This is a genomic window from Phycisphaerae bacterium (assembly GCA_035384605.1).
Classification (GTDB): Bacteria; Planctomycetota; Phycisphaerae; order UBA1845; family PWPN01; genus JAUCQB01.
Genome location: DAOOIV010000066.1, coordinates 1 through 12,577 on the forward strand (window position 1 = coordinate 1; position 12,577 = coordinate 12,577).

General features: G+C 61.7%; 10 protein-coding genes. 7 read left to right on the top strand and 3 right to left on the bottom strand.

Features of this window, described 5'->3' with window-relative positions:
• The coding region (locus PLL20_14235; GenBank protein ID HPD31148.1) for a glycosyl hydrolase family 65 protein at positions 1–1,252 on the top strand (1,252 nt) is incomplete at its 5' end.
• On the opposite strand, the gene PLL20_14240 is transcribed toward PLL20_14235, so the two are convergent.
• From PLL20_14240 to PLL20_14250, 3 genes are all read right to left on the bottom strand, one after another.
• The gene (locus PLL20_14240) at positions 1,207–2,286 is read right to left on the bottom strand and encodes a uroporphyrinogen decarboxylase family protein (GenBank protein HPD31149.1); all 1,080 of its coding nucleotides are present in this window, start codon (positions 2,284–2,286) and stop codon (positions 1,207–1,209) included. The two genes, PLL20_14235 and PLL20_14240, sit on opposite strands and share 46 nt — an antisense overlap.
• A gap of 68 nt (positions 2,287–2,354) precedes the next feature.
• Complete coding sequence (locus PLL20_14245; protein HPD31150.1) at positions 2,355–2,819, bottom strand: hypothetical protein; 465 nt, start codon at positions 2,817–2,819, stop codon at positions 2,355–2,357.
• Positions 2,816–3,661 carry a prepilin-type N-terminal cleavage/methylation domain-containing protein gene (locus PLL20_14250; GenBank protein ID HPD31151.1) on the bottom strand — a complete coding sequence of 282 codons (846 nt, stop codon included), beginning with the start codon at positions 3,659–3,661 and terminating at the stop codon, positions 2,816–2,818. The genes PLL20_14245 and PLL20_14250 overlap by 4 nt, the downstream gene beginning before the upstream one ends.
• 473 nt (positions 3,662–4,134) lie before the next feature.
• Here PLL20_14250 and PLL20_14255 point away from each other — a divergent pair, with 473 nt between their 5' ends.
• The 6 genes from PLL20_14255 (at position 4,135) to PLL20_14280 (ending at position 12,577) form a co-directional block, all read left to right on the top strand.
• A complete protein-coding gene (locus PLL20_14255) occupies positions 4,135–6,132 on the top strand; it encodes a right-handed parallel beta-helix repeat-containing protein (protein HPD31152.1) in 1,998 nt (665 codons plus the stop codon).
• A 71-nt stretch (positions 6,133–6,203) separates the two neighbouring features.
• Complete coding sequence (locus tag PLL20_14260) at positions 6,204–7,472, top strand: sugar ABC transporter substrate-binding protein (GenBank protein HPD31153.1); 1,269 nt, start codon at positions 6,204–6,206, stop codon at positions 7,470–7,472.
• Positions 7,469–8,377, top strand: coding sequence for a sugar ABC transporter permease (locus PLL20_14265; protein HPD31154.1), 909 nt, complete (start codon positions 7,469–7,471; stop codon positions 8,375–8,377). The genes PLL20_14260 and PLL20_14265 overlap by 4 nt, the downstream gene beginning before the upstream one ends.
• Positions 8,374–9,213 (top strand): carbohydrate ABC transporter permease, encoded by an 840-nt coding sequence (locus PLL20_14270; GenBank protein ID HPD31155.1) that lies wholly within the window; start codon positions 8,374–8,376, stop codon positions 9,211–9,213. The genes PLL20_14265 and PLL20_14270 overlap by 4 nt, the downstream gene beginning before the upstream one ends.
• A gap of 53 nt (positions 9,214–9,266) precedes the next feature.
• Positions 9,267–10,394, top strand: a complete 1,128-nt coding sequence (locus tag PLL20_14275) for a DUF2961 domain-containing protein (GenBank protein ID HPD31156.1) — start codon at positions 9,267–9,269, stop codon at positions 10,392–10,394.
• A gap of 32 nt (positions 10,395–10,426) precedes the next feature.
• On the top strand, positions 10,427–12,577 hold the full coding sequence (locus tag PLL20_14280) for a glycoside hydrolase family 38 C-terminal domain-containing protein (protein ID HPD31157.1): 2,151 nt from the start codon (positions 10,427–10,429) through the stop codon (positions 12,575–12,577).

Sequence of the window (12,577 nt, forward strand, 5' to 3'; positions counted from 1 at the left end):
GGGCTATGCAGGCGAAGCCTATTGGGGCCGGTATTTCTGGGACACGGAGATGTTTCTGCTGCCGTTTTATCTCTATACCAACCCCGTTCGCGCCCGCACGCTGGTCGACTTCCGCGTGCAGAGCCTGGCCGGTGCGAAGGAAAACGCGAATCGCTACGGGTATCCGGGCGCGCGCTCCGCGTGGGAATCGGACGCGGAGGGGCGCGAGTGCTGTCCGAACTGGCAGTATGCCGATCACGAGGTGCATGTTACCGCCGACGTGGTCTATGGCTTGGCACACTATGCTCATGCGACGGGGAACATGGACTACCTGCGTGGCCCGGCCGCGGAGGTGATTCTGGAAACGGCGCGGTATTGGATGGCGCGATTGGATTGGCGGGAGGGTGACGGATATCCAAGCCTGCTGGGCGTCATGGGGCCCGATGAATACACGCCGATCTCCAATAACAACAGCTACACCAATCGGATGGTTGCCTTTGCGCTCAAGACAGCGGCTGAGATCGGTCCTTGCGCTGGAGCTTCGCCATCGGAATGTGAGGCGTTCGCTGCGGCGGCCGCGAGTCTGCCGATTCCCCGGGACAAAGATGGCCTGCTGGTGCTCCAGTGCGAGGGCTTCGACCGCCTGGCCGATGCCCGGTTCGACGAACTGTGGCGCGACCGCGACACGACCTTTGCTGCACAGGTTTCACAGGAGCGCCTCTACCGGTGCAAGTGCCTCAAACAGGCGGATGTCTTGATGCTGATGATGCTCTTTCCAGGCGAATTCAGCGATGCCGAGGTCCGCCGGGCCTGGGACTACTATCTGCCGCTAACCACCCACGACTCCTCGTTGTCCGCGGGCGTCCACGCGATTGTGGCGACCCGGCTGAAATTGATGGACGAGGCATGGCGATTCTGGATGCGTGCCCGGGCGATCGACCTCGACGTGGAACATGGGGGAGCAGCCGAGGGCATTCATATAGCCAACGCGGGTGCGGTTTGGCAGATGCTGGTGCTCGGTTTTGCCGGCATGAGGACGGCCATGCAGGCAGAAATGCTTACGCTTATGCCCAGCCTGCCCGCCGCTTGGTCCCGGCTAGCATTCCCGGTGGTCTGGCAGGGCCAACCCGTCTACGTGGAGATCGAACCTGAGGAGGTCAGGATTGCCAACCGCGGATCGGCCCCGCTGGAGGTTCAGATACACGACGATCGTCGAGTGATTGCCGCTCAAGCGTGCGGTACTTGGCAACGCCGCACGCAGTCCAAGAGGTGACGGTACGCGGCCAGAGAGATCGTGGGGGGTACGGAGTGGTCAATGTGGTAGATGTACCCTCCGTCCGCGGCGGCGAGGGGGATCTTGTCGGTGACCTCGCGTTCGATCTGCTCGAAGTCGCCCGAGGCCACGACGTCAGCGTTGATGTTACCGATAAAGCAGATGTGCCGTCCGAAGCGCTGCTTGTAGTCGCGCACGTCGTTGCCTGCCCTGGCCTCGATCGGCTGGATCGCGTGACACCCGGCTTCGATGAGCAACGGGATCAATTCGGCGACGTTACCATCACAGTGAAACATGAACCGCATCCCATGCCGGCAGGCGAACTCGCCGAAGCGTTTCCAATGAGGCAGGACGAACCGGCGCGCGTCTGCCGGTGAGAACAGCATCCCGTTGCGGTAACACAGGTCGCTCCAGAACCATATCGCGTCAAACCGGTAGCCGCGCTGGAGCGTGAGGACCAGCATGTTCAGCACATAGTCGGCGTAAGTGGCCACCATGTCGGCCACCAATTCGGGCTCGGAGGCCATCGCCAGGAGCCCGTCCTCGAAGCCCATGGTGTTCTCGATAACGAACCACATCGGTTCGGCCGGGGTGATGGCGATGAAGTGGCCGGCTTCCCGCGCCGCCCGGTACTGAGCTTCGGCCGTCGGGTTGTTGAACTTTGCAGGGCCGGGCGTCAGCGTCGGCTTAAGTCGTTCCCATTCTTCCCAGGTCGTCAGCGCCGGTTTCAGGATGGCGGGTGCATGGTGTGATGTCAGCCAGGTCTTGACCGTCTTGCCGTAGCGGTCCACGTGAACTCGATACTCGGATGTCTGCTCGACCGTACGTTCAGGCAGCCCGAATGAGGGCTCGAAGAGGTCGTTGACACAGACGATGCGGTCCAATCCGAAGTAGTCAACCGGGTCGGCGTCTTTTGGGAAACCCTCCTGTCGCCAGCGATCCAGGGTTTGCGGCCAGTAGTCGGTCTCGCACATCGGGAGCCGGTCAGGGAGTTCGAGCCGCAAGGCCGCGAGAATTCGTTCACGTGAAGTCATGGTTTCAGGAGTGTACCCCAGGCGAATGTCGGCGCCGAGACGGTAAGTCTTCGGCTACGAGCTTACCGTCAGTTTGAATCCCCAGCCGGGTTGGGGACTTCGACGGGGTTCATGGCGGCTCCGCAGGTCGGGCAGCGGATGTTCCAGCCCTGTTCGCCGTAGGCCGGCACCCAATCCGCTTGTTCCACCTTGATCTGTGTCGGCTGGCCCTCCTCATCGTACTGAAAAGCGACGTTCTTGGCGCCGTGAACAGGGCAACCCCATCGCAAGCTGGCGTACATGTTGTCCCTGCCGCAAGCAGGGCACTTCTTCGGCCCCGGGCCCGCTCGACCCTGGACGGCATGGCCGCAAGACAAACATCGCCAGGTCACCACGAAGTCTCGAGTTGCCCGGGCGGGTGGCACGATTGCCGATTGCCGCGCAGACCACCATTGGTATCCGAGCGAGACCGCCAACAACAGGAGGACAACGGCCACGACGATCTTCATGAATCGTGGAGAACGCTCTGCGGGCTTTTCGTTCAAGCTGCTCATTGGTAATTCGGGTAGCGACCGACCCACCAGTAAAGCCTCGCCGCCGAGAAGTTGTAGTGGGTCGCGTCGGAGCCGCTGTGGTAGTTGCAGAAGTAGCAGTCTCCCATGGCGCAGTCGGGGTATTTGCGCCGGATGCCTTCCTCCTTGATTTTCCGAAGGATTTCAGCGGTTCGCACGCGCTGCACGGCGCCGGCGACGCTGGCCACGTTGATTCCGCCGAAGTGGCGGGTGGTCAGCCAGGTGGGACCGGAATACCACGAGCGAGACCCGTCGTCCCAGACGAGTCGGCCGCCGTCCCGCCAGGGCTGGCCCATTGTCCCGCTCAGCGGCACGTTTTTCAGTTCGTGGTCGGGACCGACCTCGGCCATCAGGATCGTGTTCAACGGGCGCTTGACGTAGCGTTCCACGTTGAAGGACTCGGGTTCGTGGAAATGCCGGAATACGTAATTGATTCCATAGCCACATGAGGGCACAGCGGTGTTTGCCCGCTTGATGTTTCCCGGCTGCTTGATGGCCTCAAAGTCAAACCGATCGCGGAACGGGTCGGCCGGACAGATGTACACGTTGGGGTCACCGAGGTATCGGGGGTAGAGCTTGTAGAACCAGAGGTTTTTCTTGGCCACGGGAGCCCAGTTGTACTCGCTCCAGAGGTTCTGCGGTATGAATCCTTTGGCTTCGAGCTGGTAGGTCATCAGGGCCGTGATGATCTGCTTCGTGTTAGAGCTGCACACGACGGCCTGGGCTTGTTCCCGGGCCCGCCGGAGGGAAGGCAGCAGGATCGAGATCAGCAAAGCGATGATCGAAACGACCACCAGGATCTCGATCAGGGTAAATGCCCGCATCGCCGACCGCCTTGGGGTGGTCAAGCTCCCGTGGTCGGCCGGTGCGTGGTGAGCCGCCGTGCCGCCGGGAACCCAGCATCGCGCGTAACCGGAACAGTAATAGGAATCGAGAACCATAGGCATCGGCCCGTGAGCGCCGGGCAAGACCATACCAGACACAACGAACAGCGACTGCCTTTAAGATAGCGAATTTGCCTGACGCCCGCAAGGACTTTCCCTTTCGCGGGCCGTGATTATCATGGTGGAACGGCTCGGGCACGGCACGTCAGGCTACTGGTGCCGTTTTCGGTCGATGAGTTGCAGGCCGACGGACAGTCTGCTTCGCCGATGCGTCCGCGTCGACTGCGAAGGCCGAAAACCGCCGACAGCACCCGCCGAATGGCCGGAAGTCGTCAACCGGACAGGCCGCCTGCGAATCTTGGGAGGTATGTATGAGCTGCCTGGTTCTCCAACTTCTCTTAGGAGTTGTCGCCATGTCCTCTCAGGAAACGCCACCGATGGTCATCCGAGAAGACGTTTCGCTCCAGGAAGGCGCCGTCCTGCGGCACGGCCTGGTCATTGAGGCCGACCACGTTACCATCGACGGCAAGGGGGCGACGCTTCAGGGACCCGGCAAGCCGGGCGACCCGGCCACTTTCGCCGGCGTCGGCATCAGACTCGAAGGGTGCAAGGGCGTTACCATCCGCAACCTGAAAGTCCGCGGCTTTAAGATTGCCTTTCTGGCCGGCGATGCGGAGAGTCTGCTCGTGGAAGGCAACGATTTTTCGGACAACTATCACGACCCGGAGTTCGGCTGGGGGGAGCATGAGCGCAATGGGGGGATGATACTGTCCCACGTTTGCCGCAGCGTGTTTCGCAAGAACACGGTCCATCGCGTGTGGAACGCGCTGGACCTCAGCGAGAGCCATGACAACCTGATCACCGACAATAACCTGTCCCATGCCTCGAACGTGTGCCTCAAGCTTTGGACCTCCTGCCGCAACATCGTGACCAACAACGATCTCTCCTACGGCATCCGCATCAAGCCGGGCGAAGTCCATGCTCGCGACTCCACCAGCGTGCTGATCGAAAGCGGCTCGAACGACAACTACTTTTACCGCAACGATATCACGCACGGCGGCGACGGCATTTTCATTCGGGTGCTCAACGGATGGGTGTCCACCGGCAATGTGTTCGTTGAAAATGACTGTTCGTACGCCAACAATAACTGCGTCGAATCCTGGAGCCCGGGCAACACCTACATTCGCAACAAGGCCAATCACGGCAGCTACGGTTTCTGGCTCGGCGGTAGCGACCAGACGACCCTCATTGGAAACGAAGCCGCCTACAACGGACTGCCCACCGGGTTGCACAACGCTCCCGAGGCCGTCTTCCAGCACGGCGGGATCGTCATTGTCGGCGGCTCTTCCAGCCACACGATCATCGACGGCAACCACTGCCATCACAACAACGGCGGCGGCATCGTTTTCCGCGGCGACCACGAGACCAAGGGGGGCAAGTGGCGGACCCACCATTGGATCGTTCAGAACAACCGGCTGGAGAACAACCGCTGGGGGATCTGGGGCCGATGGGGGGACTGGATTCACCTCGCCAACAACACTTTAGCCGACAACAGCGAGGGCAATTACCTCGAGGACGTCACCGAGCTGGTCGAAGTCAAGCCTGACCCGTCGGTGACGAGATCCCCGATCGCCATTGTGCGGACGCCTCGGCGGGCCGGTGTTGGGCAGTCGGTCGTCTTCGACGCCTCGCAAAGCCGCGATCCGGCCGGCCGACCGCTGACCTACCGCTGGAACCTCGGCGGTTTCGTGACCACTGGGGCGACGGTCGAGCACACTTTCACCCAGCCGGGTTTCTACCGAGTGGGCGTGACGGTGAGTAACGGCGTACTGGCCGATCTCGGTTTCTGCGATCTCATTGTGGCCACAGAAGTGAACGAGGAGATCGGTACCGAAGGTCAGGCCGCCTGCTGGGGCTTCGAGCTGCAAGGCAACGACGACGGCCGCGGGAGGATCCTCTTTGCCGATGACCCCGACGCGGTTGTGGGCCGATTCTCTCTCCGCTTTACTCCCAACCCGTACCCCGGCATGTATGCGACCGCCATTTTCCCAAAAAGTCGGGACGCCGGATGGGACTTATCCAAAAGCACCCGAGCCGGCTTCTGGCTGAAGGCCCAGAACCCCAATATTCCCGGCTTCCAGGAGCCTGGTCCCGTCCTTCGTCTTTATGGAAAGGAAGGCGAAGTGAAGATTCAGCCCTCCGGCGGGCGGAACCTGCTGGTGGGGACCCCGTTCAGTGAAGCCCGCTGGACCTGGATGCACGTCAGCATCCCGCTCAAAGGCGACAAGGATTGGTCGCGGGAAGAATCTGGTAAGGTCAGCCTCGAACGGATCGATGCCGTGAGCATTTCGCTGGACTCTTGGGGCGGCGACCCGTTCACGATCTGGATCGACGGACTGAGCTTTGAATGAAAAACCGACGCGCCGCCGGCCGCGGGAGCCGTATGAGGAGAAGAACATCGACATTTCTCGGAAGGGTTGCTTTGGGAGTTCTGGCTGCGCTTGCGGGCGTGGGGCCGGTCGGTTGCGCCGGCGATGAGACGCCGGACCAGGTCACCCTTCGCGTGGCCAACTGGGGCAGCCCGGCCGTCGAGTCCTCCTTCATGGCGCTCGAGCGACAATTCCTTCGCGAGTTCGAGCAGCTTCATCCGGGTGTCCGGGTCCAGGTCGAGCAGATCCCGGGCTTTGGCCAATACGCACCGAAACTGCTGATGATGCACGTGAGCGGCAGCGTTCCCGACGTCATCTCGCTCGACGCATCGTCAGGGGCGGCATTCATGGACAACGGGGTGCTCCGCGACCTCAAACCATATATCGAGCGGGACGCGAGTTTTCGCCTCGATGACTACTTCGGCAATCTGGTGAAGATTTTCCGGCGCGGTGACAAGCTCTACTCTATTCCGCTCGATTTTACTCCCATGATGATGTACTACAACCGCAAGCTCTTCGACGCGGCCGGCTTGCCCTATCCTCGACCGGGCTGGACCTGGGAGGACTTCCGGCGCACAGCCGGCGCGCTGACCATCCGGGATCCCAATCCGGTCAGGCCGCCGCGTCAGTATGGTTTCAACTTCATCAACGTGATGCCGTTTTGGGTTCTCTGGCTATGGACCAACGGAGCCGACGTGTTGAGTCCCGATGGTCGCAAGGCCGGCGGTCACTTTGACGGGCCCGGCTCCGTGGAAGCCGTGCAATTCCTCACGGATCTGATGCTCAAGGACCACGTCGCCCCGACCCTGGAGGAAAGCAAGGCCGCCGGTGTCGACCTCTTCCGCAGCGGGCAGGCGGCCATGGATCTCAAGGGCCATTGGATGATGATCGACTACCGCGCCGACGGGATTGACTTTGGGGTGGTGGATCTGCCGACCAATACGGGCTCGCCGACAACCGTGGTGTACCTTACCGGCCTATCGATTACCAGTAGGGCAAGGCACCCTGATCTGGCGTGGGAGTATGTCAAGTTCATGACCGGCCGGGAGGTTCAGATCCGCCGCGTGGCCTCGGGCCTGGCCATTTCCGGCAACCGCCACGCTGCCGCGCACTACGCCGGCAACCCCGTGGAAGACGCTTTCATCGCGGCGGTGGAGTACGCCCGCCCTCCGTGGGGTGCGACGGTCGAACGCTATCCTTTCATTGAAGGCCTGGGCGAGGAAATGCTTGAGGATCTCCTGTATTCCAAGGGTTCGTTGGGCGTTGCGGCGCAGCTTCGTCGGACTGCGGCACTCATCGATGCGGCACTGAGCGAGCCATGATTCGTCCTTACCGGCACAACTGGCGCGGCTACCTGTTCATCGCCCCGGCGACCGTCTACCTGGCATTGTTCGCCTTTTTCCCAATGATTCTTGCCGGGTGGATGTCTTTGCACCGCTGGCACCTGCTCAAGGACGAACACCCGTTCGTGGGACTGGCCAACTTCACGGCCATGACCCAAGATCCGTTCTTCCGCAACGCAGTAAAGAACACTCTCGCATATGCGGTTTTCACGGTCCCGCTGGGGGTGATCACGTCGCTTGCGGTGGCGGTACTGGTGTCTCGGCCGCTACGAGGCGTGGGCTTTTTCCGCACGTTGTACTACATACCGGCCGTCAGCTCGCAGGTAGCCATCTCCATGGTCTGGATCTGGATTCTGCTGCCCGGCGAGCAGGGGCTGATCAATTACTGCCTCGGCCGACTGAACGCCTGGCTGGGGGCGGATCTGCCTACGAGCACCAACTTCCTGGGGCGGCCCGGGTGGGCCATGGCTGCCCTGGTAGCCATGAGCCTGTGGATCGGCCTAGGGCCACGGATGATCATCTTCCTTGCAGGGATTCAATCGATTCCCGAGACTCTGTATGAGGCCGCTGCCCTCGACGGCTGCGGTACGTGGCGGCGATTCTGGTACGTCACCCTGCCGCTCCTTGGTCCGACGACGCTCTTTGTCACCGTCACCACGACCATTGCATCCTTCCAGCTTTTCACCCCTGTCTACATGATAACGCACGGCGGGCCGCGCCGGACGACGGACGTTGTGCTTTATCACATTTACAAGGAGGCGTGGCAGAAATTCGAGATCGGCATGGCCAGTGCACAGTCCTACGTGCTCTTCGCCATGGTCCTGGCGGCGGCGGCCTTGCAGCTTTGGGTCATGCGGCGGGGACTCACGGAGCAGGCAGAATGATCCGGCGGCTTACCACTATCATTCACTATCTGGCTCTCGCGGCCATCGCCGTCACGACGGTCACCCCGTTCGTATGGATGGTTTTCACCTCGCTGCACCCGCCGAGCGCCCAGATTCCCACGATGGCCAACCTGTTTCGTCCTGCGGGCTGGCACTTCAGCAATTACTCCTATGTCCTGACATTCGGCGAGCTGCCCGTATGGCGTTTCGCGGTGAACAGCGTGGTCACCACCTGCGGGGTGGTCGTCTTCCAATTGACCTTGTGCAGTCTGGCCGCTTACGGATTCGCCCGCCTGCACTTTCGCGGCCGTGACGTTTTGTTCTTCATTTTCCTGCTGACCATGATGGTTCCGGCTCAGGTGCTGGTGGTTCCGCTGTTTGCGTTCGTGCAGCGGCTGGGCTGGCTCGACACCTATGCGGGGCTGATTATTCCCTACCCCTACTTGAGCACGGCATTCGGCACGTTCCTGTTGCGACAGTTTTTTCTGACCGTCCCCCAGAGTCTGGACGATGCCGCTCGGCTTGACGGCTGCGGCGAGCTGCGCATTCTCTGGCACGTGATCCTGCCGTCGGCCCGGCCGGCCTTGGTCACAGTGGCGGCCTTCGCCTTCATCTGGACCTGGGGCGACTTCTATTGGCCCCTCCTGGCTACCAGTTCGACCAGCATGCGGACGCTTGAGGTGGGGCTGTCGGTCTTCAGCGACGCTTACAGCGGTACCCGCTGGCCCCTGCAGATGGCCGCCGCAGTGATCGTGTTGACGCCGGTGTTGATCGTGTTCCTGGCCATGCAGCGTTTCTTCGTTCGCGGCGCGACGATGAGCGGGATCAAGGGATGAGCTTGGGGTCCGCGACAGATTCGCAAGACGATCTGCCATTGAAGGAGGGTACCATGTTCCACATGACGGGGCTGGCCGGATTGCCGCGCCTGCGAGATTACCGCAGCAAACGGGTCAGCAGTTACGACCGCACGGGCGGAAACCGCGATTGGGTCGACGTTGAAGCCGGGGCAACACGCACGGTCGCCGAGATCGCCGGGCCTGGCTGCATCCGCCACATCTGGATGACCATGTGGTTTCCCAACGATGATTACCTTAGAAGGGTCGTGCTGAGGTTCTATTGGGATTGTCACACCGAGCCCAGCGTCGAGTGTCCCATCGGCGATTTCTTCGGCCTGGGTCATGCGCGCCGAAAGAACTTCATCACCGCCGTTCTGCAAATGAGTCCACAGGATGGTCGCGGTTTCAACTCGTACTGGCCGATGCCCTTTCGCGAGGGCGCGCGGATCGAGGTGGAGAACCAGGGCAGCGAAAAACACCCCTTGTATTACTACGTGGACTACGAAGCCTACGATTCCGCCGCGGCCGTCGATGGTTTGGGTCGTTTCCACGTCCAGTGGCGGCGGGAGAACCCCACCGTCGGTTGGGGCGACGAGTACAACCACCTGCAGGAACACCTGGCTCAGGATCCGCAGACCGCCGATCCGCCGCGATGGCGTGACCTGATGCACTTCGGAGGCGATCCTCGCAGTCTCAATCCGTCCAATCGCGACAACTATGTCATCCTCGACGCCCAGGGGGACGGCATATACTGCGGCGCTCACCTTGATGTGGACGTCTTCGAGCGACAGAAGAACGATTGGTTCGGCGAGGGCGACGACATGATCTTCATTGACGGTGAGCCCTGGCCTCCCTCGCTGCATGGCACGGGCACCGAGGACTGGTACAACTGCGCCTTCGGGCCGGACCAGGAATACACGGCGCCCTACCACGGCATATTGCTTTACAGCGGCTCGCCGGAATGGAAGTGGAAGGGGAAGCAATCGGTATACCGGTATCACATAGAGGATCCGATTCGCTTCCGCCGTTCGATCCATGTCTCGATCGAGCACGGCCACGCGAACAAGCTGAGCAACGACTACAGCAGTACGGCGTATTACTACCTGTCGAAGCCGGCCCGTGGGGGGCCGCCGCTTTTGCCGGTCGAGCAGCGCCTGCCGAGGCCCGATGAGCCGATGTGACCGCATGCCGGCCTTTACATGGGGCACAAACCGTGATCACCGTTCACTTGATCTTTAACGCCCACATCGACCCCGTATGGCTCTGGCCGTGGCAGTCGGGGCTTGACAGCGTTCTGGCTACCTGCCGGTCGGCATGTGATCTGCTCGACGAGCAGGCGGACCTGCACTTCACCCAAGGCGAGGCTTGGACGTATCTTCAGATCGAACGGACTGATCGGCGGTTGTTTGAACGCATCCGCCGACACGTCGAGGCCGGGCGGTGGCACTTGGTCGGCGGATGGTGGATTCAGCCCGACTGCAACGGTCCGTCCGGGCTCGGCTTGCGACGCCAGATCGAACTCGGGCGGGAATACTTCCTCGAACGGTTCGGCGTCTTCCCGCGAGTCGGCTACAACATCGACAGTTTTGGACACGCCGCATGCCTGCCGGAACTGCTGCGCTCTTTCGGGCAGGACCGCTATGTGTTCATGAGGCCGCAGGAACACGAGATGGCCTTGCCCGGCCGGGTCTTCCGCTGGCGAGGCCGCACCGACGGTCCCGAGATCGTCACCTTTCGGATCGCGCGGGCATACTCGACACGCGAACTGACCGTCGAGCACATCCGGGCATCCACCGAGCAGTTGCCGGAAGGGATCGAGCACACCATGTGCTTTGCCGGCGTCGGCGACCACGGGGGCGGGATCACACGCCGACAGATCGACTGGTGCCGCGAGCACCACGACCGCATCGACGGCCTGAAGATCATGTTCTCGTCGCCGGACAGGTTCTTCGAGGCGATCAGCGACCGCATTGCGAATCTTCCGCTGGTCACCGGTGAATTGCAGATGCACAGCGTGGGGTGCTACAGCGTCCAGCGGGCGGTCAAACTGAGCGTCCGGCAGGCGGAGCATCGTCTGGACCAGGCTGAGATTGTCGGACACTTGGACCCGGACCCCGAACCCGACATGGGATACCGCTTACGTGAAGCGTGGCGGAACGTCTGCTTCACCCATTTCCACGACACGTACTGCGGCACCTGCATCCCCAGCGCGTACAGCCAAATCCAGTCGCAACTGGGCCTTAGCCATGCGGTTGCCGACGAGATCATTCAGTACGGTATCCGGCGGCTGGCGAATCGGCTGCCCGAAGATGCGATGCAGCGAATCGTGCTCCTGAACGCATCGGATGAACCCTTCGGCGGTTACATGGAGTATGAGCTGTCGGTAGAAGACCGCCAGTGGGAGGACCATTGGCAACTGCTCGACGAAGACGGCTCGGTGATTGCCCATCAACTAATGGATGTCGAGGCAGTCGTGTCTCAAGAATGGCTCTATTTTCGTCGGTTGCTGTTTCGTGTGGGCATCGCCCCGCACGCGGTCAAGACGTTGCGGGTTGACCGACGGGTTCGATCGGCCTGCGATGTCGAGCACCCGCCCCATCTGCAGCCGGCTTGGCGGACTCGCATCGCCACTAACGCCGGATTTGCCGTCGATCTTCGAGGGACAGGACGTATGTTCCTCGGCGAAGCCGGCGAGTACCCTTTGCCCAAGCTCGAACTCATCGACGATCACACCGACACCTGGAGCCACGAGACGGATCGGTACGGCCTGATCCCCGCAGCGCGCCCGCGATTGCGGGCTGCCAAGCTCATCGATCAAGGCCCGCTGATGGCCTCGCTTCGTCAACGGGGCCGGGTCGGTAGCAGCCGGATCGAGTCGGAATATCGCGTCTATGCCGGTGAACGATTCATTGAACTGCTGCTGCGGATTTACTGGTCTGAGCAACACAAGGTGCTGAAACTCACCCTGCCGTTGGCGGAACTGATGGTCCGACGGCAGGACGGGATCCCGGTCGGCGGAGTGGATCGTCTGCCTGATGGTACCGAGCGCCCGGTGCGTGACTGGACCTTGATCACACTGGCAAGCGGCCGCCGGCTGGGGCTTGTCTTCCCCGAAATCTATGCCTTAGATGCCTGGCCCGACGCGCTGCGGCTTACCCTGCTTCGCAGTCCGCTCATGGCCCATCATTACCCACACCCCGGGGACGCGCCGCGAGGCGTATTTGCGGACCAAGGTCTTCACGAGTTTCGCATTCGCTTCCTCGCCGGTAACGATGTGAGTGCAGGCGACCTTGAGGCTCAGGCCTTGATGATGCACCGGCCACCGATCGCCGCGGACATCACGCTGGGAATGCCGCCGACATAG

Coding starts and splice junctions, on each gene's coding strand:
- PLL20_14240 (HPD31149.1), bottom strand. CDS start 2,286: ATGACTTCACGTGAACGAATTCTCGCGGCCTTGCGGCTCGAACTCCCT.
- PLL20_14245 (HPD31150.1), bottom strand. CDS start 2,819: ATGAGCAGCTTGAACGAAAAGCCCGCAGAGCGTTCTCCACGATTCATG.
- PLL20_14250 (HPD31151.1), bottom strand. CDS start 3,661: ATGCGGGCATTTACCCTGATCGAGATCCTGGTGGTCGTTTCGATCATC.
- PLL20_14255 (HPD31152.1), top strand. CDS start 4,135: ATGTCCTCTCAGGAAACGCCACCGATGGTCATCCGAGAAGACGTTTCG.
- PLL20_14265 (HPD31154.1), top strand. CDS start 7,469: ATGATTCGTCCTTACCGGCACAACTGGCGCGGCTACCTGTTCATCGCC.
- PLL20_14270 (HPD31155.1), top strand. CDS start 8,374: ATGATCCGGCGGCTTACCACTATCATTCACTATCTGGCTCTCGCGGCC.
- PLL20_14275 (HPD31156.1), top strand. CDS start 9,267: ATGTTCCACATGACGGGGCTGGCCGGATTGCCGCGCCTGCGAGATTAC.